Origin of the sequence: Arthrobacter sp. PAMC25284, assembly GCF_019443425.1 — a bacterium.
Taxonomy (GTDB): Bacteria; Actinomycetota; Actinomycetes; order Actinomycetales; family Micrococcaceae; genus Arthrobacter; species Arthrobacter oryzae_A.
Map to the genome: position 1 here is coordinate 3,480,207 of NZ_CP080382.1, position 23,992 is coordinate 3,504,198.

The following is a 23,992-nucleotide window of genomic DNA, read 5'->3' on the forward strand; positions in this document are numbered from 1 at the left end:
AGGTGCGCCAACACTGCGGCGTCGACAGCTTCGTCGGTGAAGGATCCGCCTGTTGCCAGCCAGCTTTTGATGTGGTCGGCATGACGGAAACGCTCGAACGCCGGGGCGCCGTCGGCAGCGAAGACCGGGTGCGAGTAGTCCCCGCGGTCCCGGTTGTCCGGATCGTTCCAGGAGAGGCGACCGTAGGTGGTGTACCTCGCGGCCTCTGCGGCCCTCTGCGGCTTCCTTGTCCCTGGTAGCCAGATAGGCGTCTACATCGATGCGCGGGACGTAGACGCGCTCCGGGTGGCCGTAGTGATTCATGACCAATTCCCGACGGCTGATCGGGGCGAATCCTTCGCCCATTTCGATGTGCGGGGTTAGGCCGCACCAGACGTTATTGACTATCTCGTCCAGATAGAATTCAACGTCTTCGGGAAGATCGCCGGCGGTAACAGCCAGCTCTACCAAGGTCATGAAATCTTTGGTCACGGTGTTCTCATTTCTCTGCGTGTTTGGCCTTGCTATCAATAGAAGTGCTGCCGCGCGCAAGAAACGGCCACTTTAGCGGATCCAATTTCAGGCTCGGTGGGGAGCTGCTCCGACGACCAGGCGAACCCAGGCCTTCCTCAAGGACGCCCCATCGCCGCGCGTCTGGATCGGCTAAGTCGGGTGCTGGCCTACCGGCTGAGGGGATGGGATCGCCCAGCTACTGTCTGGTGGACCCGCAGGAATTGGCCTTGGACTCCTGCCTGCAAGGCTTAAATTCAGCCGACGATCCGAAGGCGCGCTGGAAGCCTTGTGTCGCCGGCCGCACCTACACGGGCTCCGAGGGGCCGCCCTTTGGCGAGTTTCGGGTTCGCCGGAGCCGGGTGGGGGACTGCGACGCCAGCGCGGTCCATTGGGCTGCCGATCAGATGAGTGTGGTCCCCTTCTCGCATCCAATGCGGAGTGGCAGCGATGAGAGGGGCGTTGTCTATGACCGCTGTTGCATCGAAGGTTTTCCATGGCGTGAATGGGTATTCGTCGAGCAAGCCGAGTGAGACCCACTTGCTCGCGCCGCTGCCGGATCCAATGTTGAAGTCAGCCTCCATGCGCAGGAATAGGTCGCTCAGGTGGTTCGCCGACGGGAAGTAGTCAGCATAGGAAGCGCATCCGATTCGCGCCGCGGGTGAGTCGGGGCCGGTTCCAGGAAATTCCTTGAGCACCTGGCTCACTGTTTCGTAAATGGCGCGGCGGGCGTTTTTCCCTCGCGCCCCGTTAGGGTGAGCTGCGGCGACGAAAACGACGACGAGTCCGGAGGTTTCCAGAGGCCGCTGGCTGATGATCTGTGCCCAGCGGCGGACTTTGTTCTCGAGGCCACGTGACACGTTCGCCGTGACTTCAAGAGCGATCCGAAGCCCGTCCTGACGGATGATGGTGCCGTCGGCACTGCGATTGTCAGGCTTGTTTACCTTCTTCCCGAGCCCGCTTCCTGCAAGCAGGTCGACCGTTGAGAATTTCTCACCAAGTACGGCTCCGACCGCAGGTCCTCCGTGTTCGGACACGCGCAAAATCAATTCCGAAGCAATCAGGTTATGACGATCGTATTGCCCGCCGGAGGTCCAAGGCTGTCCGCCGGTGACCCTGAGCCATTCGGGACCGGCGAGAGTGGGTTCGATCAGTTTTTTGAAGACATCGGTTGACGCGGGGCGGTAGAGGAAGTCGCGGCGCTGTGCGCCCGGTTCCCGACGCACTGGCGTGGCATAGATTCCGATGTCGATGAGGTCGAGTGCGAACGATGGGGCGAGTACGGATGAGCGAGGGTCGAGTAGCGTGAGGTCGCCGGTGATGGCTGCGAGTTGTTCGCAAAAAAGCGTTCTGTAGGCGTGCAGCGCGGACCAAGCGGCCAAGCGGCGACCCCGGCCCCGGTTGGCGGTGAGCTTTTGCAGCGCTTCCTTCTCATCGAGCAGAAACTTGGCGTTGACGTGGCGGCCGTTCTTTTCATGATGCCAGCGCTCGGTGTAACCCATCGACCATGAGGCCGACGAATTCCAGGGCCAGAGTTCGTCCCAGTAGGGGTCATGCCGGTTCGCCATCGACACCTCGTCGAGGCAGGGGGAGGGCAGCATCGAGGCGTGGAGGCTATCCGGGGTCTTCCGGAATGGATGCACTGCGGTCACTTCCAGTCACCTCCTGCGACGGCCGCTGTTGGGACGGAGCGGGGGGTTGTAGTTTTTGATCGTCTGGTGTTGTGTTCTGCGAATGAGACGGAATGCAGCAGGCCTGACTTGCTGTTCTTGTCTTGACCCGTGACCGCCATGGCTGGGACACCCGATTCACGTCTCAGCGCGACGCATTTTCTGTTCATACCGATAAACATGCGTAGATATTTACCCAACGGCTATCGTGCGAGGATGGCCCCTCATTTGCGGCGCCGGATTTTTCTCAGCTCCGCTGGAAAACAATGCAAATCCCCCACACGGGGTCCGGACTCGCATCTGCGTTTCCTGCCGAATAATCTGATGTTGGGCCGACGCCGCACGCTGGGGTCCGCGGCAGAACGTTGCGGGTGTGCGTATGCACCTCGTTTCGCAAGGGCTCTGTCAATTCGGCGACTCCGGATCGGGCCAACGCTCTGGTCGTCCTCGATGCCATCATCGTGGGCGATCCGTGAGTAATCAGATCAGCGGATGATCTGTATTCGAGGAGCGGCGGCGGTTGCGGAGTCGGCCGGCCGCGTGAGCCTGTCGGACAGCGGGCAGCCGGTGGCATGGACGCTCCCATGGAACGGTGAGGGTCGGCGGATGACCGTTGGTCCTCTGCGCGAACAACGCCTCGGACAGCGCGGGGAGGCTCGAAGGGCCGACCTCTTAAGTATGGGTCGCGACGGATTCCTTCCCGTTCCGCGACGCACGGGCGGGCGGCGTCTCCGCCTATTGATTCCGGCGCCCGGGACCGAACCACCGGTCGCGGCCTGGCGGGGGCGGCACGCTGCTATCGCAAGCACCAACGGATGTGACAGCTCTGCCCGCTGCCACACACATGGTTGGAAACTAATACACCAAGGAGGGGACATGGATCCCTACCATTACGACAGAGAAGCAATCGCGCGGTCAACGTATGCGATCCTGCAGGCACCGTATGAATTGTTGGTCGATGAACTGGAAGACCTGCTGTTCCTAGCCGCGGTGGCGCTGAGACTGGAGCATGCCGTGCCCCACCGCATCGGCCCTGTCGGCTGGGTGACATCTCACCAAAACATCGTCCTCGAATGGAGAGACAACGAATTCAACTTCGCGGAAGTCTGCGCGCGTGCGATCAACCTGGCCTTGGCTCAGGCGTGGCTCGATGATTTCCTGGCCGCGGTGTGCCCCGGGGAGAAAGACCCGAAGGCAGCCATGATGGATTACATGGTGGAGCTCGAGGAGCTTTCGCTTTCGCGCCAGAGGGACATCCCTGTGACTTTTGCCGTTCAAGCGTTTCTCATGACGGAGCCCGAGACCGGCGCGCGGCAGGCGGTGCTGGCTGCACTCGCCCAAGCCGAGTGAGCACGCCGGGACCGGTCAAACCGTGGCGATCTTCCAGCCCAAAGGGCGAATCTCGACAGCCGAACAACCGCCCGGCAGCGCAGGAGGAGATGAGGACCGTGGCAGACACAAAAAATTTGCAGCCTTCCAAACGTTTGATAAGGACACTTAGCGTTAGTCCCAGAACCAGCGATAAGGATTGTGGCTCGCGGTGCGGCGTGTGCGGGTGTTTCACGGGGTGTGGAGCGTGACGGATCTTCGCGCGTCACCCGGAATCCTGACCGCTGTCCAATGGGAGGACATCGGTGCCGCGGTCAAGGCGGCCCGTTCGCGGAACACGCAGCGGGCGTACGCGTCGGCGTGGCGGCACTGGTCGTCGTGGTGTGGGCTTCACGGGTTCTGTCCGCTTCCGGCTGACCCGCGGACTGTGGCGGCCTACTTGACGGATCGCGCCAAAGAAGGCCGGTCGGTCTCCACCCTCGACACGGCGCGCGCCGCCATCCGAAGCGCGCACAGGGACTCGGCACTCGTCGACCCGACCGCCAACCCCGGGGTGGAACTCGTCCTGAAAGGACTGAAGCGGCAGCAGGGCTCTGCGCCAGTAACTCAGGCGCACCCTGTGACAACTGGTGAGCTAAGGCGGATCATCAACGGCATCGACCGCGAGTCTCTACGCGGCAAGCGGGACGCCGCGCTACTGCTGCTGGGATTCGCCGGAGCCTTCCGCCGGTCCGAACTGGCGGACCTCGCGGTAAGGGATCTGGTGTTTAAGGCGGACGGTGTGATCGTCACACTCCGCCGCAGCAAGGGTGACCAGGAAGGCAAAGGCGTCGTCGTGGGCATACTCCGTGGGCAGGTGAAGGAGAGCGATCCGCTTTTCGCTGCGCGGGACTGGATCGGTGCCAGCGGGGTCGAGGGCGCCGCCCCACTCTTCCAGCGCATCGCCTGGTCCGATCTGAGAGCGACAGGCTGGCCGTTGACCGGCCAAACCGTCAACCGCATTTTGAAAGAGCGTGCAGCCGCTGTGGGGCTGGATGATCTGCATCTGACGGGCCACAGCCTGCGCGCCGGACATGCAACAACCGCTGCGGAAAACGGTATCCCGTCGGAACGGCTGGCAAGGACGACTCGGCACAAGAACCTCGCGACCCTGGCCCGTTATGTCCGGCCGGCAGAAGTTCTGCGGGATTCAAGCAGTGGCTCCCTCGGACTCTGAGCGGCTTATCCGCCCTCGCCTTGCACTACGTACGCTCTCTGTGGGGGAGTGGCGTAAGGTCCGTACTTTCCTGGCCCCGGCGGGTGTGCGCGTGATGCGCTGCGGCAGCCGTGGGCTCATGTGCATCCCCCCGCAGACTCGGAGCTCCAGCAACGGGTTCGGATAACAGCTTCAGGGGCCTTCGATCTCGGCCTCGGAGGCTCCGGCAGTTCTTGGTGCTTCTGCAGGCTTGGCGGACGCGACAGTAGATACTGCCGAGCAAGGCGTAGCTTGCGCCGGGCGATTTGGCCTCTGCCGCATCGCACCTGGGCCCAGCGACGACAGGGATGTCCTGGCAGTACACTCAGCGCCGAGCATTCCAAGGGAGCTGAAGAGTGCGGATGCCATGGCAGAGCGCGCAGCGGCAGAACCGCCGCCTGACAACGAGGGGCTAGCGTGTCTGCGTTCACCCCATTCTGTCCAGGGGCAACACAACTACGGGCGTGTTGGACTGGCCCTGACTTGGTTTCGACGCCGTTAGACCTCTTGATCTAACGCTGACACCGGCATGAACCTGCGGGCTACGGGACCACCGGCACCCCCCCGGCGAGGAAATCGACTTTTGGACCGTTCGGAACGCGGTTGTATGGCTGAGAATGTTCTCTTCCGAGAAGACCTGTACAAGAGAGAACAAAGCCTCCTATCTTCTCTTCTCCTTAATTGGTCTAAAAGTCTAACTATCTCTCCATGGGCGCCTTAGCCCTATGGCTACGGGGGAAACGGAGTTGGACTCCTCGTTCCAACTCGATCCAAATGGTCGATAAAGCGATCCGGGCAGACAAAGGGTGTCCGGTGCCCAACGGACCGCCGAGGCCAGTCCCGAGGACGACCGATCCGTGACTTCGGTCGAGCAGAGGTCCCTTGGCTATATGGGCTTCATGGGCAACCCTCGAGGTGGAGCAGTTTTGGTTTCCCCGACTGCTCTGTAGTGCCGGCTAGCGGCCATGATCGTGGCATTTTCATGGTTGTCGCCGGGTGATCCGGGGCAGGACTGGGTTGATGCTGCGCTGGATGTGGCCGTCAGCGAAGTCGACGCATAGAGAATTTTGTGAACAGACATCAAGTAGGACATGTTGCCCAGGATCCCGGCGATTCGGCGAAGGCGGTTCCGGTCGTGCCGGAAGCCGCCACCGCCGTCACGGAGGATCAGAGAAGAACGAGAAGAATGGAAGACACGTCCCCCTCGGAGACAGGGCTCCCGCCCTGGACGGCTGACGACTACGCCGCCAGCATCACCGGTTCCGGCGCCTGGAAGCTCGCCGACTCCGGTGTTGCACCGCTGGTTGCCGCCGCCCGCGGCTACGTCCGGATCGACAAGACGAACTACGACCAGATGTCCCGCACCATGCAGGTTGAGGGAAACTCCAAACAGGGTAAGCGCTTCAAGCGGGCCCTGTCAGCTCCCGGCAAGGACGGCATGCTCATGCCGTGGTATTCGCTGGCCGGAAGCATGAAGGCCGAGCGGGAAGGCCGGAACCCGGTCCCGCACACCTACCAGGTGCGACCTGAATTCCCGGAAAACGATGACGCCGGTAGGCCGATGAAGTATGAGTTCGTCGCCAACATCGGCACTCCACTGGACGTGCACCCGGCAATCCCGATTGATTGGATCGACACCACCCCGGTGGTCATGTTCGCCGAAGGAATGCTCAAAGGCGACGCGGCGCTCTCCGCCTACCTGGTCCACCACGGCATCACCTACTCGGAGCTGCGCTCAGAACGCGTCGAGAACCCGGTCGCGAGGCTGCGCGAACTGCTTAAGCGGATCCCGCAGGAGGAACGGATCCTGATCGTCTCCATCGGCGGCGTCTACAACGCCTCCGGCAACGCCGTCGACTGGCGCGAAATCGCGCTGAAAGACCGTATCGGCTGGATCGCATTCGACGCCGACATCGCCGTCAACCCGTCCGTGCACGCAGCCGCGAACAAGCTCTCCACCCAGCTCCTGGACAAGTCCAGGATGTCCGAGGTCCTCTACCTGAACCCGGAAGTCACCGCCGAAGACAACGGGGCGATGGCGAAGGCCGGCGTGGACGACTTCCTGGCCAAGCACGGCAACTGGGATGCCCTGATCAACCAGCTCGACGACACGATGCCCGACGCGCCGGTCAAGAACGCCGAAGACAAGCCCGGCACCTGGCGGGTCGGGTCAACCGGCCAGTTCGTGGAAGAGTGCGTGCCGATCAGCTCCGGCGCCAGGGGAACCATCGGCGAATACCGATGGGAGAAGCGTGTCGAGATCGGCGGCCGTGTCGTTGCCCTGGAAAAGCGCCGCCAGCCGACCGATCAGGAGCTGAAGACCGGCATCTTCAACTCGAACGTCAAGTCCGAGGACATCGAAGAGGGCCCAAGTCGAAATCGAATTGTCGTGGCACCTGAACGGCCGCGACATCACAGCCACCGTTACCGGCACGGAAGGCATCCTCGGCACGCGTCCAGACGAATGGGACCGGAAGAAGACGAACATCCCTGCCGAAGTGCTGCTTCACCCGGATTGGCCGCCTGAGGGGCCCCTCGGCCGCAAATGGCTCTCCGCGATCAAGGCAAACCAGCCCGATGAGATCGCGCGCAAAACCCGTTGGATGCAAACGGGTTGGGTGCCTGTCCAGGACGGCGATCCGGTGTTCCTCATCGGTGACCAGATCGTCGGCGATGCCCGATCCAGCGCCAACGTCTTGCCGGGCATTGGCCCGCGCGAGATCGACGTGATCGAGAAGTACGGTGTCGGCGAGGACCTGAGCGGGAGCTTCGCAGACGATGAGAACTTCCGAGCGGGGGTAAGGGAGACCTTCCGGGCCATCATGGACGTCTACATCCATTCGAATGCCTGGACCGACTTGGCCACTTCCACGGTCGTCCTGGCCGGCGCGCTGCGCCCCGTGGTGCCGCTCCGGCCCAAGGCCACCATCTTTATTTGGGGTCCCAAGGGCAAGGGCAAGAGCTACACGGCAGAGTGCATGATGCGCTTCTGGGCCCGGCGCAGGGGCGACTGGCACGAGGAGCTGCCCGGCTCTGCAAAGGACACGCCGGCAGCCATGGAGAACGCCGTCGCCAGCACCCCCATCTGGGTGGTTGACGACCTGGCCCCGTCCGCCCTGCGCCGACAAGCGGAGCAGGAGGACGCGAAGCTGGCCGATCTCACTCGAGCCATCTTCAACAATGCGACCAAGCGCCGCATGAAGACGGACATGACATCCCGGAAGACGTTCAAGCCGACGGCTCAGTTAATCCTGACGGCAGAGAACGAACTCACCACACCATCCGCGAAAGAGCGGCTTATCCCGTTGTACCTCGGTCAAGGAAAGCTCCACCCGGACCGCTCCAAGACGGACGCCCTCAACGCGATCGCCGCCGAGAAGGGGATCCCGGCCCGTTTCACGTCCCAGCTGATCAAGTACGTCCAGTACGCTGCGACCACCCACCCGGGCGGCTGGGCCGCGTACGTCTCCGCGATGGAGGCCGCCCGCACCCAGCTGAAGCACCAGATCAGCGAACTGATGAAGGACATGGGCGCCGGATCAGGATCCTTGGAACGCACCTCCACGCTGGCCGCCGACGTAATGATCACCTTCTTCATCCTGGAGAACCTGGCCCGCGAGCTGGACATGGACGATGACTTCATCGAACAGTTCGGATTGGATGCGCCGATGAACAGAGCTGTCGTCGAACTCGTGACGGAAGCGCACTCTGAAAACCAGCAAAACCTGCCCGGCATCTCCTTCCTCAGGGCGCTGGCGGCGCTGCTTTCTTCGGGCAACGCCCACGTCATCTCCGGCGACGACCCCTCACGGGCACCTATCGAGGGAACAGACCAGTCCGAGTCCCTGACGAACCACCGCCTCGGTTGGATCATCGGGGGTGCCGACGGGTCACTCCGTCCGAAAGGGGAAACCATCGGGACAGTCGTCACGATCAACAACCAGAAGGTCGTTCTGTTCCACAAAGTGGTCGCGTTCAAAGCTGCACAGAAGGAATTCCCGCGGCTCGTCAACTACGGGCAAGGCGAGAGCGCCGCGGCGGCAGGTATCTGGGATGAAGGCCTCGCCGCGGACGTCAGCCGGCCCTTCAACGCCAAAACCAAAGCACCGCTCCCGTTCTACAGCTACGAGCGCAAAAATAAGGGCGTAAAAGTCACAGGCATCCCCATTGTGCTCTCACGACTGCTCGAGGACGGACAGGCGCCCGCAAACAACCCGAAGGAGGAACTCGAGAACTAACGAAGGCGAGTTCCGGGCCCGCCCAGTCCACCCGGACCCGGAACTCATCCCTCCCTTCCCATGGGGAACAGCCGCGAAAACGCATCGTATTCCGGTTGTTGCGTGCGTGCGTTCCCCCTGTCCCGCTCACCCGTGCATTTGTCGGTGCGCTGAAGGCGCTGTCGGAACCGGTGATCTAGCACAATCCATCGAAATCATCTGTTATCTTGACGTTGTTTTGCAACGGATTTTGTAACGCTGAGTGTCCAATATCGGGCCATTGTCAGCGAGGCGTCCGCAAAGGACCGTTATCGGACGCGGCCCCAGCCGGAGCGGCCGAAAGTCTTATTTGGACGAGCTCAGGTGTATCCGAGGCCGCAGGTGTTGTTGCGCCCGGCCGTACCTGTGGACTTCAACGCTTGGTGGAGGAATTCTCTGATCGCTCGGTGTCGCAATCCTAGGATTTGAGTCGCCTTGCATTGCATGCGTTTCGAGACACAAGATTTCGAGAACGGAGTCGGATTAGGAGAAGGAGACGGCCGGCCGCAGGTGGAACTTTCGGCGAACCTTGCCTCTGGCAAGGCGCATAGTGCCTAGACTACGAGCATGAGCCAGTATGACGAAGAGGACCCTCCAATCGAAGAACCCACCGCTCAGGTCGGGGCCGGCCCCTGGGGCGACGCGGCCCTTGCCGCAAGCGCTTCGCTGCTTGGAGGGATGGTGCCTCCAGCTGCTCCCTACATCGCAGGCGGCGTAGTCCTTCTTCGAGAACTCGGGAAAAGGGTCAGCGGGCATATTGCCAAGAGGGATGAGTTGTTGCTCGACAGCGGTTCCCGTGCCTCGGGTCTCGATCCGGCGATCCTGATCGAACGCCTGCTGGGCGACGAAGAACTCACTATGCTGGCCGCCTCGGCAATTGACGCATCGCGTCGGTCGAGGATGCCGGAGAAGGCCCGCATGCTTGGACGGTGCCTCGGTGCGATAGCAGCCGATGATGCCCGGATTGACGAGGAAGCGCTCTGGGTGGACATCATCGCTCGGATTGAGCGCCCGCACCTCAAAGTCGCATCGCTGTTTGTGGGTGACGGCGGCAGATTCGGAACCGGCCAGCCGTTGCCTCTCATACTGCCGCCGAAGAGCCCTGAGGCAATCGGTGAAGCAACGGGCCTTGGGGCCCTCGTTATGCCACTGATTCAAGACCTCCTGCTAGCGGGCATTCTCATCAAACCGGGAGCTGAGGGCATGACCTACGAAATGCCCGACACATACAAGGAAGGTGTCAAGGCCGGTCCCCTCGTCGGAGAACTTCTCAGTAGGCTCTGGGAAGCGCAACAGGAGGACGAGAACAGCCAAGAAGCCTGAACCCCATCGCCGTCGGGACCCGGCGCCACTGCTCTCCGCCACCCCGCAATGGATGCGCACCGGAGACAGGACTGACCTGATCGGAATACCGACGGACCAAGCCGGAGAGACCGCACCCCAGCCAGCGCCGGTCAGGCCCGCCGTCCTGCGACCGCGCACTTGGACTCGGGACCGGCAGTGCCGGGGATGCCAAGCTGCCGTCGCCCCTGCGGATTTAGTCTGTCAGCTCCACTCGTGAGCGTGTCCCCCCGAGTGTGAGATGCCCCGCTACAAGCCTGACAATTCCGGGATGTCCGGAAGTGCCTTCTGCTCTTCCTCGGAGAGTATTCTCACGAGCACCTTCCCGTCATCGACGCTCCACACGTCGTACAGACCGTCCGGCCCCTCGTCGGCTCGCTTATAGAACGAGCCGGAGAACGCGTGGGCAAGGTGGCCCAGATCGACCAGCCCTTCCTGCAAGGGGATCCTCCAAGGCATGAGCATCACAGTCGTCTCTGCGTCGTCCGACACTTGGGGATCGTGTTCGGTCGCGACATATCCCGTGCTAAGGGTCAGTGTCTGCCCTTTGAGCAGGGCTCCCGTACGAAGAATCTGATGGATGAGGCCTTCCTCGATGTCCGCAAGGTTCGGAAAGTGGAGCCGATGTGGAGTGTGCTCCTGGATGAGGCTGAGCGCCTCGGCCACGTCGTACCATAGGTCCGCACTAGTGCCACCCCTTTCCAACAGCGGATCTCGAACGTCCGGAATGGGACCGAAGCGGGGCGCGGCGGCCAAAGTATTTGGAGCTTTCATCTTGTTATAGAAGCGCAGCGGCGGAAGGACGTCGACGGCAAGCTTCCCATCCGGAGCGTGGACCATTGTGGCCATCTTCGAGGTCTGCTCATCCACATCGAGCCTCAGAATGACATCTAGAACGCCGTGGACATCAGTCAAACGCGACTCCATGCCCCGTGGACCCAGGTCTGTGGGAATACCTGTTGTGGTGTATTGCCGGTGGATTACCAGTGAATCAATCTGTTGGTCGTCCGCGTCGAAAAGCACCAGACGCAGTTCACGTTCCCCTTCCGAGATGTTGGAGGTCGGAAACACTGCTACGCCTGCGTTCTCAAATTCTCCCCCGAGTCCTCCGGGCAACGCAGATGAACCACTAACGCTCCCAGCCGGCAGCTCCATCGGGCTGCCGAACTTCATGAAGTCCTGAAGGGCGGTGGCTTCGTCGGACCCAGGCGTTGCAGTTGTGACGAAGTTGATCTTGAGCGGATTCAGTTCAAACGCAACTCGGTTCTTGACGTAGACGTCCACCTGCACGCTCAGGCGGCCATCGCCCATTAGGGTCGACAACAATATCCCGGGCTTGATGTTCTTCAGCGCCTCGCGTACGTCCTCCCTGTCGGGAGTCTTGAGCTGGGGCTCCACATGGATTCCATAGAAGTAGAACGGGTCTTCGCGGTTGAGGACCTCCACCGTTTCCTTGAGCTCGTCGGTAAAACCAGAGACGTCCCTACTCTGAACGTCCTCTTCCCTAATGTTCTTCAGGCGCAATCCCTGAACGATGGACAACGCCATCTCCCGAATGCGCTCAGCGTTCCCGCCCAGGTAGTAGTCAACGATGTTGGAGTGCTGGCTTGCCCAGAGATCACACCGCGTCAGGCCATCCCAGATTGGTTCCGGCAGACCCTTTGCAGTGACGTAGTCCGTCAGCCACTTCTTCGCTTCCAAGGTCGCGTCCCATGGCATCACCAGGTGCCACTCGTCCACCTCCAGATCTTTGACGCGCGGGTCGGTGACCAACCTGTCGACGGACTTCTCCACCTGCTTCTTCTGGTTGTCCGTGAGCGGCCGCGTGAACTTCTTCACCTGATAGACGCGTGTCCTATCGGTTTTGACCAGCACGTCAATGCCACCGTCGCCGATGGACGGGGTGATTCGCTCCGCTTCCGGATACTCCGCACTGATGAACATGGCAACCACAGACTCAATGTCCTCGCCGCTATATCGCGTCCACTCAACTCGTGACATCCAGATTCCCTTTCTCAATCGTTCCCAGATCATGTACGCGGTGACGCGCCACCCTGCCTCTAGTTCTATTCGGGCCAGGGCTCCGGCTCGTAGTCCTCGTCCACGTAGTCGATCTCGGTGGGGAGACCTGCCGCCATCACTTCCAGTTGATCGGTGAGTTCGAGGTCGCAAACGCTGCACTCAAAATGCGTGACACCCATCCGGCTGTAGTAGGTGACGCCACCGTCGTAATGATCCGCGTCGACCCCGCACTCAAGGATCATTCCGATGGCTTTTCCGGTGTATCCGCAGGCCGGGCACTTCTGATCTTCGTCGTGCTCGATGAACGTGCGCGAACGCCCCGACATCGCTTTCAGGATCGTCTCCACGGAGGAAGCCGGCAGACTTCCCCGAAGTTCCCTCAGGCGCAGCTTCGCCGCGGCGATCTTGGCGTGGACGATCTCCTCCGACTGCTCGACTTCAGCACGGGCGATGCCGCGCGCCAGCTCATCCAGTTCTGCACCCCACCATCGGTCGGCCGGCCGATCGTAGTGATGCCGCACGAACTCAGCGAAGCGAACCATGGGACGCACCGCCGACCGCAGCGTGTTCTGGTCCACCACTCCCATGTGGGCTGACCCGTTGCGGACCCAGAAGACGGCGTTGTCGGCGGGGAGCCAGGGCGGCGCCATCTTAAGCTGCTTCAATCGTTCGATGCTCTTGCCGGCGTCCAAGGACTTCACCGTAACCGCGTCCGGCCGGTTGAACCCGGGAGCTGTTGCTCCAGAGAACTTCAGGATCGACCCGACGTCGGGAGTGGCGCACAACAGCAACGTGGGTGAGACGGAAGCGAGAAGCGATTTGGCGAGAAGCTCAACGGCTGACCCCACGCTGAAGGCTGCGTCCAACATCTCGAACTCATCCGTTGACGTGTACAGCTTCAGCGCGCGCCGGGCGTGCCGCCGGCCAACTTGGTGGAGATGTGCCGCCAGATCGCCGTGGCTCCGAAAGCTGTCGCCGAATGGCCACTCAGCATTCTCGGACCCTTCTGCATAGCCACGGCTGGGAGTATCCATCCGACCAGCCTATGTTCTGCCGATCCGGCTCCCTCGGAGGCGCGTCCGCGACCCAGAAAGACAGTCCTACATGCCGGTGTCAGCGCCCGTCCGCATAAGCTGAAGCACGAGAACATCAACTGCGAGCTGGGCAATCACAAGGGGAATGATTTGAGCGATTACGGCGAGGATTATTTGCGACGCTTACTCGACGCTGTTCGACGCTTTGAAACGGCCTTCGGTGCATGGATGGAAACGCAACAAGAATCTGACCACCTTTCTTCTCGGGGTCTTCTTCCAACCGTATGGACCAAAGACGGACAAGACTCTGATCTCGTGCGCCGCCTCGAACTCGATGTCGCAGAGGCCGCAGGGTTGGCCGCACGCGCAGTCGCAGTCACTGGGGCGTACATTTCTGTCGCAGGGCTTGGTGTCATCGACCCAATTTCCAACTGGTCATTCATGTCATCACCTAAGGCCCCGCTAGCACCACGTGATATTCGAATGACGATGGCGAACGTCAAAGGCCGACTCGAGGCAATGCTCACCGACGCGCAAGCCACCGCGGACTCGAGTCTGCCAAGCTTTTCACCGGCTCAGCTTCACCACGTCATCTGGGCGGGGGCAGCTGCACACTGGACGACTCACCAGTACCGAGTGGCTGTACGCGAAGCCGCTGAAGGGCTGACCGTTTATTGGAAGCAGAAGCTCAAACGCAACGACGTAGACGACACTGTGTTCTGGCAACAGACCCTGTCAGCAGGCGAGGCGGTTGACGGCAAACCCAAACTCGCTTGGCCCGGCCCCGCCGACGATAAGACGGCCAAGAGCATGCGGGGTGGTCTTGAACCCCTTGCAAAATCATTGAACGCTCTGGCCACCGGCCTGAACCTGACCGTCCGGAATGTTACTACTCACACTCGAGACGAGCTCACCGAGCAGCAAGCAATGGAGCGCCTTGCCGCCTACAGCTTTCTTGCCCATCTGCTCGACCAGTGCCAGATAGACCGCTTCGAGGATGATCCCGTCCGGTGAAGCATGGCTCCTGGGGAATTTATCGCGCCCGCCCGGCAGCAGCGCGTGCAGGTCCTGGATGTGGCGGAAGGCTGGGAGTCCGCTTGCATGGCGTACCCGTCTGGCACCACGACAAAATGAAGGCGACAAATGGCTAAGAAAAGATTCGATGTTGAAGTTCCCGACGGACAGCATCTCGGGTTTTCAAGAGACACTGATGGTGCGTACCGCGCGCATCTCTTTGACAATGAAACGAACGATCTCGTGGGTCATGCGGAGCTATTCGAGCCCGACGAGGACGACGCCGGTTCGCCGAACATTCAGTACGTGTATGTTTCGGATCCGGGAGCAGCAGAAGGCCGCGAGCTTACAGACGAGGAACTCGCCGAGGCGCTTGAGGCCCTGGTTCGCCTTGGAATCATCGTTGCGACGCTTGCGGCTGCAGCTGCGCCGCACGTCAAAAGATGGTTGCATTACATAGCGATTCCGACCATGAAGTCAACGAGTGATAATGCGCTCCTGGCCATGAAGTCGGCGAGCGATACTGCGCTCCTGACTATGAAGTCGACGTGGAACAGATTCATCGGAACTCGGAACGTCGAGCGCGGGGCCGCCCCTGCTGAAATGGTTCCCGCGACTGAACCTGTGCGTGCAGATTCCTCGACAGAACTGGAAGTTGCGTTCCAAGACTATCGAGCCCGCATGGGCAGCGCAGAGGCACGGGAACGCTTTGTTGGGGCTCTACTCGCCAGGGCATTTAGCGAAGAGCAAATGAGAATGCTGCGCAATGCCAAAATCGAGGACGATGGTCCAGCCGGCTTGACAGCCGCAATGGAGGCACTTACGCCGCAGCAGGTCGGGGAGACCATCACCTTGATGCTTGAGAAGAACCCGTCGCTGCTCGACCGTGAGCCCTTGGCTGAGCTCGGGACGATTCTCGGGGGAAGTCGAGCCGATGGCGAGTATGTGCCGCTGAGAGTCGAAAGGATGAAAGAGGTATCGCGCTTGAGGGGTGGACAGTTGGGATCTTAGTTAGGAGAAGACCTCACGCCCGAATGCATCACAGAACGCACTGGGCGCACCCTTGCCGTGGTCCAGGCAAAGGGTGCCCGCGTAACCAGACTCCCCCTCAACGGTGGCAAGGGACCAGTGCAACTGGGCAGCGCCATGGACGACACGTTTACGACACGCATTGAACGGGAACTGCCGGGAACACGCGGGTAGGATTTCAACATCAATAGCTGCAAAATTGCTGGTCGGGAACGCTTTTTGGGCATCCCCGGGAACGCGCGGGATACCCCGCCGCGATAAGCGGGCGTCGTCGATTCGAATCCCTTGGCACGGCTAGAACCAAGACAAGTCCGCCAAGGACGTATGTCGAGAGTATGAGCGCCTATGGACGACTGCTCATGGCCGGGCACGAAGGTGCGCCGCGGCGATCAGAACGCCGCACCAGGCCAAGAATGGGACATGCCTCCTTCAGAACTGAACCGTCGGAGTCTTGGTCTGCGGTCAGCTCGGGCCCGGGTCCGCTGACGGCTTGTCCCGCCTGTACATGACGCCTGCCAGATGCTCGCTGCTGTCTGGCGCCTCCTGCCTCTCTCGCAGATAGGAGCGAATAGTTACAGCCGTGCGACTGTGTCCCAGTTGCCGGGCGGCTACGTCGATTGAAACCGTTTCGCCGATGAAGGTGCCGACAGAGCGTCGGAACGTGTGGGGCGTTGCAGTCGCAATGTCGCAGGACTGCCGGCGTTCTTGTTTCCTTCCCCTGACTTCTTGCTCCTCTTCAGGGAGGTCGTAGGCGATCTCAAGTTCCTGTCGGACTATGCGCCAGCGGCGACGGAAGTTGTTCAGTTGCATCCATTTGCCGCCCCGGGCAGGGAATATAGCCCCGTTAGGATTGCTGCGCCGTTCGATGGCCCTCCGGGCGCGGAGCATGGCCGCCACGTCCGGGCTGATCCGAAGATCGAGAATCTTGTCGCTTGTCTTCCCGTAGTCGTGGCGAAGCATGGGGCGTCCTTTCTCCCATCCCACCTTGCCGTTGATCTGAACCCAATAAGAGCCGTCATCCGGTTCGTCGATCCAGACGTCCTCCCACCTCAGGGCAAGAAGCTCTGAAATTCTCATGCCGGTTGCCAGCAGCAATTCCACGCCGTCGGGGATGTCCAGGTTCTGCCGGGGTCCCGGCCGCGTGTTCTTCAGCTGATCTTCTCCGTGCTTGCGCACGGCAATCAGAACGCTTGCCATGTCCTCCTTCTCGACTATCAAAACCGGCTTCTTGCGAGGCCGCGGCAACGATGCGACCTGCCTTACTGGGTTCCCAGGAATCAGACCCAGACCGGCGCACCAAGTGAGGATGTTTGAGAGGATCACACGGTTATGTTCGGCCTTGGCGTAATAGCGGCCGCCGTCGACGATCCCGTGCAAAAAGTCGGCGCAGGTTCTGATGTCGATGTCACCCACCGCAAGGCCTCCCAGCGCAGGCACAATGTCGGCCCTCGCCATGCGGGTGTACTCATAGGCCGTACTGGCACGCAGTCTGAGGCCACCGGACTCGACATACGAGATCCAGTTCTCAACGACCTCGGCAAACGGTGCTTCTGATCCTTCCTGCAGCTTCCGGCTCATCTTTTCCTTAGCGGCCGTTGCTTTTGCTTCATCCTCCGCAGCCATCGCCTGAAAGACAGCGAGAAGCGCGTCCTCAGCTTTGCGTGCTGTCGTACCCGTTCGCATTCGCTGGATGAGTTCCGTGCCGTCCAAGGTCTTGTACCGTCCGCTGGCCAGGTACCGACCGTCGGGTTGCTTCTTGGCCCTGGGTATTTTGCCCCAAGAACCGGGGCGCGTCTGGTGATTGGCCATTATGCTGCCCTCGGGGCTACGCGCTGTGCCGCCAGCCACTCGGCCATGTCCTCAACCGCGTAGACCACCGCGCCGTCCAATTGGCGGTAGTACACGGGCCCTTTGCGTTGTGCTGCCCAGTTGGCCAGCGTTCCGGGAGAGCGGCGCAGATATGCGGCCGCTTCCTCTCGTGTCATCAATTCCGACGGCATCCAGGAGGATCCGTTTCTCGCTTCGTCAGGTCGGTTCATGGATTGCCCTATGCTGCGACTTTGACGACGGGCGTCACTTTCTGCAGGCGGCAGGGAATAACACTTTGCATAACACTTTGGCTGTGAACGGACGTGAAGGGCCGGTATGCAGTTTCCCTTTCCGTGGAGCGAACTGCCGCGGATCCGCGGATGCGGGGCGATAAACGTGATTGGGCGTGAATCGGCGTTGTTCCGAGTTCCCATCGAAGAGGTCAGGAGTTCGAATCTCCTTAGCTCCACAGACTTGAACCCGAGTTCGTCACAGGCCTTGTCCAATCGTGTTGCCAGCGACTTGTTGACGTGGTCAAAATTTGGGCGACGATTTGGCAACGGTTCGAAATTGTCGAGAATCTCTGGTCGAAGTTTCTGGGCTCCGCTCCAGTTCTCGAAGCAGATGGCGAACACACGCAGGCGGATGCGAAGGTCCTCGATCATGGCGGCACTTGTAGAGCTGCCGCTGCTTTCGGATTGCTGACCTTGGGGCGGATACAGGTCTTGGAGGGCCATGAGATCGGCACGTACTTTCGATAAAAGAAGAAGTACAGTGATGCCGTCCTCGGATGCACCAATCAAGGGTGTCCAGTCCCTCATCGCAGCCAAGAGTCTCCGGATCGACTGATCGATGAGTTTGTGCTCCCACGTTCCATTAGGGGCAACGCAGCGGACTGGCAGCTTGCGAGGGTCGCATTCGCCTATCAGGATTTCGCGGCCATTGCGGAGCCATCGCAGCGGCTTGCCCTGCATGTCCCATCGACCCCAATCCTGGGGCGCAATTTGGTCCGGGGGCAGCGGCTGAGATGTGATCGCAAGGGCAGCCTCAATATCGATGACGTGGTCCACGATCCCCCCTAGGCCAGCTCCCGAGAGGCCGTCTGCAAGCTCCAGTTGCCGCCGTTGTGCACTACGTTCGTACGCGAGGAAGACGAGTCCAACCAAGAGCAGCGATGAGAGCATACCTGCCAGTACCGAATGGTCAGCCCAGAATTTGTTCAAGACTTCGCTGGGCCAGTCAGTCAGGATCATCGCCAGCAATCCAACAAAACACAAAACGGCGGTAGCAAAAGCAGCGCGGCCAGACAGATCGTTGGTTCGGACCTTGTGTGTCACAAAACCGATTCCAACCGCCGCAACGACTATCGCTGCGCTATAGAGGATTTCAGGCATCGGCAACCCTTTATCTGCTAGTTCGACTCGGGAATAGAACCCATCAAAGTGATGGATCGATGCTCAATTCTGCGTCTACATGCTTTGACTTGAACAGGGGAGATTCTCGATTGCGGGCCGGTGAATATGGGGTGGCGACAGCCCAAAAACCGCCTTCCTTTGAAGAGGAAGTCAGGAGCGAATCTATTTAGCTCCACAGACAAAGCTCGTTGACCCCGGAAACGCAGGGAAGGAGGGCTTTTCACTTCCCCGCTGAGGGCACACCGACAGGTCGGGGGATCAGGGCCGCTTGTCGTTGGCAGCGGGGCGTGGAACGTTGTCCGGGCCAAGCTGGTCCAGGGAGTACCCGTCCGGATATACAGTCGATCCCGCCGTGCCCGGTATGAAGCGTGGGACCGTCGTCAGGGGGCGACGCCGGTGGACGGAGTTCCGGAGGGCAATTCCTGTTTTGAGGGCGCCCTGTGTTGCCCGCGTCGCGCGGGGGAGGCCAAGCGCGCCGGTGAGGCGGTCGTCGTCGAGCATCGTACTGATGATGTACTTCGCCAACGGGCGCAGCGGTGCGGGCAACCGGCTCTGGAAAACCTGGATGGTGGCGTCCATCAGACGCTGACCTGCAGGGGACGGCGCAACATGCGCGGCCTCGTAGCGGTCGAAAAATGCTTCGGCTTCAGAGTAGGTGGCGGGCATCGCTGTGATGTTCATCCGGGCACCGAGTTCGGTGAAGAAGCGTGCGGCAGCCCCTGTCACTGTCCAGACCGCAAGCGATGAGCTCGTAGAGGACCAGGGCCGTGTCGTAAGAACGCTTAATGGGGCGCTGCTGGATCTCCGCGTTCGCGTGGAGGGTCGCCGCGATGCTGGGAATGGCGAAGTTGCGGTAGTAGGAAAGGAAGAAACCGAGCTCCATGTCCGCCGCAAGATCGAAAAGAACCAGCCTCCGGAACGTGGTCTCCCAATCCGTCGGGGCGGCGTTCTCCTGGCAATGGAGGCTGGCGACAAGTGTGGGGTGGTACTTCAAGATGCCCTCCGAACGCCGTCCCTGAAGTTTACGCTCGAAAGCGGGGCGCCAGTGCTCCAGGTCGCTGGACAGAAGCTCGTCACGGAGGAGTCCGCGGACCGTCCCGGCCTGGATTTAGGCGCGGCTTCCCGCTGCAGCTAGGGTTTTCATTGGGTATCCGTCCATGTCAAGTATTCAACCCGGGGGAACATGACCAAGCGCATTGCGACCATCCTGGCCTTGCTGATGCTCCTGCTGACGGCCGCGTGCTCGGGCCCGGCGGGCGCGGGGGCGTCCAGTCAGGCCGCGAGCCAGCCTGCCTCGACCGTAACGGCCCTGCCTGACACTCTGCCCGCCCCCGACGCGGACGAACAGAAGGCCTTGCTGGCGGAGCTCTCCGGGATCAACCTGGAATTTACTGACGGGAAAACCGTCGAGGATGCCCGGCGGGTCTGCGGCAGCCTGCTTGGCGGAGTACCGCTCGACAGGCTCCTCGTCACGGTCACGGACCTGTTCAGCAGCGGCCGTGAGACTCCTGTCGCAGACGACGAGGAAGCCCGCCGGATCCTGCTCGTGATCGGGGCCAACGGCTTCTGCCGGTAAGCCTCCGTCGACGCCCGCGGGGGCCGGGGGGCAGGGGCCCGGCTCTAAGATAGGACAGTGACAGAACAGAAAGCGTCGACGCACGACGGCGGCGAGCTGGCCGTGTACACCTACGGCAGCGACGACGCCCCCGGCGAGCGCCGCGTAGTCGTGGTCGGCGGGGCGTTCCTGACGGCGCTGATCTACCGGCCGTTCTCCATGGCCTTGGCCAAGGGGCTGGGGGAGGGGTGGGCCGTTGACGTTTATGACCGGCGCGGCCGCGGCAACTCCACTCCGCAGCCCGAGGACTATTCAATGGCAACCGAAATCGCCGATGTCCGGACTGTTCTGGACACCACCGGAGCGCGCAACCTTTTCGGACACAGCCTCGGCGGGTCCGTCGCCCTCAACGCGGTCCAGGAATTTGCCGGCAGCAGCCACGAACCGGCCAAGCTCGCCGTCTACGACGCCGCCGTGAACATCCAGGGCAGCATCGACACAGACTGGCTCGCAGGATTCGAGGAGGCCGTCAACGCCGGCCGGATCGGTCTTGCCCTCGCCCGGATGCGGCGCGGCATGCAGCCGGGAACCGCCCTGGCCAGGGTTCCGGAGCCCGTCCTGGCAGGGCTGATGGCGCTTATGTCCCGCACCAGGGTGAACCGGCTGCTCACAGAACTGATGCCCAGCGCCGTCGGGGAGTTGAAGGCCGCTTACGACGAGGCCGAGGACGTCCGGGACTTCTCCGTCCTGCCGGCAAACACGCACTTTATGGTCGGCGGGAGGAGCCCTGCCTACTACCGTGAGACCGCCAGACGGCTGCACGCCGCAGTCCCCGGCAGCACCCTCCGGACCTCACCGGAGGGTGCCCACGGATCCATTCCTGCGGCATTCAACGAGCTCGTATCAGATATTGCCGAGTACTACCGGGGCTGACCGCCCCGTGACCCAAGGAGCACCATGACCACCCTCAAAGAACGCCTCCACGCCGACGTCGTCGGCCACATGAAGGACCGCAACAAGGTCGCGCTCACCACCGTGCGCAACGTCCTCGGCGAAATCGAAACCCGCGAAAAGTCCGGCAAGACGCCGGTCGTCCTCGACGACGCCCAGGTCACCGCTCTCCTGCAGAAAGAAGCAGCAAAACGCCGCGACACGGCCCGCATCTACACCGAAGCGGGCGAAGCCGAGCGGGCCGCGGCGGAAATTGCCGAAGCCGAAATCGTTGAAGCCTACTTGCCCCAGCCGCTCACCAAAGCAGAAGTGGAGGCCATCGTCGAGGAAACCATCGCGGCGCTGGAAGCCGACGGCGTCGAACTCTCGATGCGACAGCTGGGCGCCGTGATGAAACCCGTCACCGCGCGGGTGGCAGGCCGCTTCGACGGCAAAGCCGTCAGCGAGATCGTGCGCAACCGCATCGGGCAGCAAAAGTGAGCCTCATCCGGCTCCAGGACGTCAGCGTCCGGTTCGAGAACAAGCAGGTCCTGCGGGAGGCATTTTTCCGTCTGGAAGCGGGCGACCGCGTCGGCCTGATCGGCAAGAACGGGTCGGGAAAGACCACCCTGCTGCAACTGGCCCTGGACCGGATCGCACCTGACACCGGAACGGTCAGCGTGGAGCTCGGCACCAAGATCGGCTACTTCTCCCAGTTCTCCGAACTCAACGGCGCCGAGACCATCCTTGAGGTGCTGGAGGCACTCTTCACCGAGATCCGCGCGTTCGAGGCGGAACTTGCAGCCATCGATGAGGCCATTGCGGCCGGCCCGGCCGATGCCGAACTGGATCGGCTCATTTCCCGGCAGGCAGAGCTCTTCGAACACATGGACCGCCTGGACGGCTGGGACTACGGCCGGCGCATCGACAAGGTCCTGACAACCCTCGGGTTTGACGAGGCCCACCGGCTCTGTGCCATTGATGAGCTGTCCGGCGGCTGGCGAAACCGGGCTGCCCTGGCCAAGATCCTGCTGGAGAACCCCGATGTGCTTCTTCTCGACGAGCCCACCAACTTCCTTGACGTCGCCGGCGTCGAATGGCTTGAAGCCTGGTTCCGGGACTTCCGCGGCGCCGCGATCATCGTCTCGCACGACCGGAAGTTCCTGGACGCAGTCGTGACCCGGATTATCGAGGTGGAGAACTTCCACCTGCACGAATACCCCGGCAACTTTGCCGAGTACGTGGTGCAGAAGCAGTTCCGGCTCAAAACGCTTGAGGCGCAGTTCGTCCACGAGTCGGAGCTGCTCGCGTTTGAGGCCGAAGGCATCGCGGACCGGCGCGAGGCGGCCAAGGCGGAGAGCCGAGGGTTGGGCAATCAGCTGGCAAAGATCAAAAAATCCCGCACCCCGCGCCCCGTGGACCAGATCGTCACGGAAATCTACGGCGGCCTGCACGTCAAAGATGTCCTCTGCCGGGTCGAGGGACTCGGCAAGTCCTACGGCAGCAAAGTCCTTTTCGAGGACCTCAGCTTCGAAATCCGGCGGGGGAACAGGATCGTGGTCCTCGGCTCCAACGGCAGCGGCAAGTCCACGCTGCTGAAGGTCCTGACAGGCGAGGAACAGTCGGACACCGGCGACGTGGTCTGGGCCAAGGGACCCGGATTCGTCTCCTACAACCAGATGCTGGAAGACCTCGACGACGCCGACACCGTCTCCCACGCGGTCAATGCGCTGCCGGACAGCCTGGCGTTCAGTGCCACGAAGAAATCCGTCAACAGGTTCCTGGCGATGTTCCAGTTCTCCGAGGCTGACCTCAAACAGAAGATCGGGAACCTCTCGGGTGGTCAAAAGGCCCGCGTCGCCATGGCGCAGTGCCTGCTGTCCGGGGCGTCGGTACTCCTGCTGGATGAGCCCACCAACCACCTGGACATGTCCAGCACCCAGGTTATGGAGCGGGCACTGATCCACTTTCCCGGCGCCGTCGTGGTGGTCAGTCACGACCGCTACTTCAGCGAGAAGATCGCCAACCGTCAGTTGGTCTTCGGCGGCGACGGCGCCCGCCCGGGTGAGGTGAACGTCCACGCGGCCTAACGCTTCGCCGCAAGGATCATTGCTCAGCGTTTGCCCAGCGTTGGCCAAGGATGTGGGAGAAGTGGCTTGAGCGCCGACTCTGGGCGGTCCCGGGGGTAGTCTGGCGACGGCTGCCGATGGAGGGACCGGCAGCGGTCTCGCTAACCGCGTTGAAAGGAATCTCCAATGGCAGGAATCTTCGGCTGGATCGGTGCGCTGGGCACCACCGGCAAAGCAGTGGTAGTTGCATCCGTTGTTGTCACCGGCGGCGCAGGCGCCGCGGCCGCGACTGCGACCGCCGATCTCCCCGCTGACCCCGCGTCGACAACGACGTCAGCCGGAACCGCGTCCTCAGAGGCCGCGGAGGCGGCTGAGACGGCTGAGACGGAGTCGCAGGAAACGGCCGGTCAGGAAGCCGACGACCAGGACGCGGATAATCAGGGCGAAGACCAGCAGGGGCCCTGCCGCACCGAATGATCCCGCCCCTGCTCCGTTGGCTCCCGGCGATCCAGTGGTCCCGGCAATGGACGTTGATGAAGCCGGAGATTCGGCAGACGAGCCGGAGGACGGCAGCTCCCACGAAGCGAACGGCAACAGCGGATGGGCGCACCAGAACGCTGAGGAACACCGCACCGCCGGCCGGGCCAAGGCCGCAGAAAGCCGCAGCGACGCGCCGGGCCGCGAAAGCGACCAGTCCGGCAAGTCCGACGTGCGCGGCAACTCAGGCCAGCACCGCCGCGACAAGTAGCCGAACCGGCGCACAATGAGGGGGTCCCGGACCGTGCATTGCGGTGCG

19 protein-coding genes are annotated in these 23,992 nt (G+C 61.8%); 12 read left to right on the plus strand and 7 right to left on the minus strand.

The window, feature by feature from the left end; translation table 11 throughout:
• Positions 1-746: 746 nt before the first annotated feature.
• Positions 747-2,090: a hypothetical protein gene (locus tag KY499_RS16100; RefSeq protein ID WP_219885826.1), complete on the minus strand. Its 1,344-nt coding sequence runs from the start codon at positions 2,088-2,090 to the stop codon at positions 747-749.
• Between the two features lie 945 nt (positions 2,091-3,035).
• On the opposite strand from KY499_RS16100, the gene KY499_RS16105 reads away from it, so the two are divergent.
• From KY499_RS16105 to KY499_RS16120, 4 genes are all read left to right on the plus strand, one after another.
• Complete coding sequence (locus KY499_RS16105; RefSeq protein WP_219885827.1) at positions 3,036-3,509, plus strand: hypothetical protein; 474 nt, start codon at positions 3,036-3,038, stop codon at positions 3,507-3,509.
• A gap of 226 nt (positions 3,510-3,735) precedes the next feature.
• Complete coding sequence (locus tag KY499_RS16110) at positions 3,736-4,704, plus strand: site-specific integrase (RefSeq protein WP_219885828.1); 969 nt, start codon at positions 3,736-3,738, stop codon at positions 4,702-4,704.
• Between the two features lie 2,402 nt (positions 4,705-7,106).
• Entirely contained in the window at positions 7,107-8,960 is a 1,854-nt protein-coding gene (locus tag KY499_RS18400; RefSeq protein WP_258190832.1) for a hypothetical protein, read from the plus strand.
• A 585-nt stretch (positions 8,961-9,545) separates the two neighbouring features.
• Positions 9,546-10,301: a hypothetical protein gene (locus tag KY499_RS16120; RefSeq protein ID WP_219885829.1), complete on the plus strand. Its 756-nt coding sequence runs from the start codon at positions 9,546-9,548 to the stop codon at positions 10,299-10,301.
• A 267-nt stretch (positions 10,302-10,568) separates the two neighbouring features.
• On the opposite strand, the gene KY499_RS16125 is transcribed toward KY499_RS16120, so the two are convergent.
• The gene (locus tag KY499_RS16125; RefSeq protein WP_219885830.1) at positions 10,569-12,320 is read right to left on the minus strand and encodes a hypothetical protein; all 1,752 of its coding nucleotides are present in this window, start codon (positions 12,318-12,320) and stop codon (positions 10,569-10,571) included.
• Positions 12,321-12,385: 65 nt separating this feature from the next.
• The gene (locus tag KY499_RS16130; RefSeq protein WP_219885831.1) at positions 12,386-13,375 is read right to left on the minus strand and encodes a hypothetical protein; all 990 of its coding nucleotides are present in this window, start codon (positions 13,373-13,375) and stop codon (positions 12,386-12,388) included.
• Positions 13,376-13,525: 150 nt separating this feature from the next.
• On the opposite strand from KY499_RS16130, the gene KY499_RS16135 reads away from it, so the two are divergent.
• Positions 13,526-14,389 (plus strand): TIGR02391 family protein, encoded by an 864-nt coding sequence (locus KY499_RS16135; RefSeq protein WP_219885832.1) that lies wholly within the window; start codon positions 13,526-13,528, stop codon positions 14,387-14,389.
• Positions 14,390-14,518: 129 nt separating this feature from the next.
• Complete coding sequence (locus tag KY499_RS16140) at positions 14,519-15,400, plus strand: hypothetical protein (protein ID WP_219885833.1); 882 nt, start codon at positions 14,519-14,521, stop codon at positions 15,398-15,400.
• A 480-nt stretch (positions 15,401-15,880) separates the two neighbouring features.
• On the opposite strand, the gene KY499_RS16145 is transcribed toward KY499_RS16140, so the two are convergent.
• From KY499_RS16145 to KY499_RS16160, 4 genes are all read right to left on the minus strand, one after another.
• Entirely contained in the window at positions 15,881-17,227 is a 1,347-nt protein-coding gene (locus KY499_RS16145) for a tyrosine-type recombinase/integrase (protein ID WP_219885834.1), read from the minus strand.
• The gene (locus KY499_RS16150) at positions 17,227-18,621 is read right to left on the minus strand and encodes a helix-turn-helix domain-containing protein (RefSeq protein WP_219885835.1); all 1,395 of its coding nucleotides are present in this window, start codon (positions 18,619-18,621) and stop codon (positions 17,227-17,229) included. The genes KY499_RS16145 and KY499_RS16150 overlap by 1 nt, the downstream gene beginning before the upstream one ends.
• 279 nt (positions 18,622-18,900) lie before the next feature.
• Positions 18,901-19,308 carry a hypothetical protein gene (locus KY499_RS16155; protein WP_219885836.1) on the minus strand — a complete coding sequence of 136 codons (408 nt, stop codon included), beginning with the start codon at positions 19,306-19,308 and terminating at the stop codon, positions 18,901-18,903.
• A complete protein-coding gene (locus KY499_RS16160; RefSeq protein ID WP_219885837.1) occupies positions 19,289-19,636 on the minus strand; it encodes a hypothetical protein in 348 nt (115 codons plus the stop codon). The genes KY499_RS16155 and KY499_RS16160 overlap by 20 nt, the downstream gene beginning before the upstream one ends.
• 189 nt (positions 19,637-19,825) lie before the next feature.
• On the opposite strand from KY499_RS16160, the gene KY499_RS16165 reads away from it, so the two are divergent.
• The 6 genes from KY499_RS16165 (at position 19,826) to KY499_RS16190 (ending at position 23,944) form a co-directional block, all read left to right on the plus strand.
• On the plus strand, positions 19,826-20,218 hold the full coding sequence (locus tag KY499_RS16165) for a hypothetical protein (RefSeq protein WP_219885838.1): 393 nt from the start codon (positions 19,826-19,828) through the stop codon (positions 20,216-20,218).
• A 57-nt stretch (positions 20,219-20,275) separates the two neighbouring features.
• Positions 20,276-21,130 carry an alpha/beta fold hydrolase gene (locus KY499_RS16170; protein WP_258190833.1) on the plus strand — a complete coding sequence of 285 codons (855 nt, stop codon included), beginning with the start codon at positions 20,276-20,278 and terminating at the stop codon, positions 21,128-21,130.
• 24 nt (positions 21,131-21,154) lie between these two features.
• A complete protein-coding gene (locus tag KY499_RS16175) occupies positions 21,155-21,628 on the plus strand; it encodes a GatB/YqeY domain-containing protein (protein ID WP_123255349.1) in 474 nt (157 codons plus the stop codon).
• On the plus strand, positions 21,625-23,217 hold the full coding sequence (locus tag KY499_RS16180) for an ABC-F family ATP-binding cassette domain-containing protein (protein WP_219885839.1): 1,593 nt from the start codon (positions 21,625-21,627) through the stop codon (positions 23,215-23,217). The genes KY499_RS16175 and KY499_RS16180 overlap by 4 nt, the downstream gene beginning before the upstream one ends.
• A 165-nt stretch (positions 23,218-23,382) precedes the next feature.
• Complete coding sequence (locus tag KY499_RS16185) at positions 23,383-23,673, plus strand: hypothetical protein (RefSeq protein ID WP_219885840.1); 291 nt, start codon at positions 23,383-23,385, stop codon at positions 23,671-23,673.
• A gap of 46 nt (positions 23,674-23,719) precedes the next feature.
• Entirely contained in the window at positions 23,720-23,944 is a 225-nt protein-coding gene (locus tag KY499_RS16190; protein ID WP_219885841.1) for a hypothetical protein, read from the plus strand.
• Positions 23,945-23,992 lie beyond the last annotated feature (48 nt).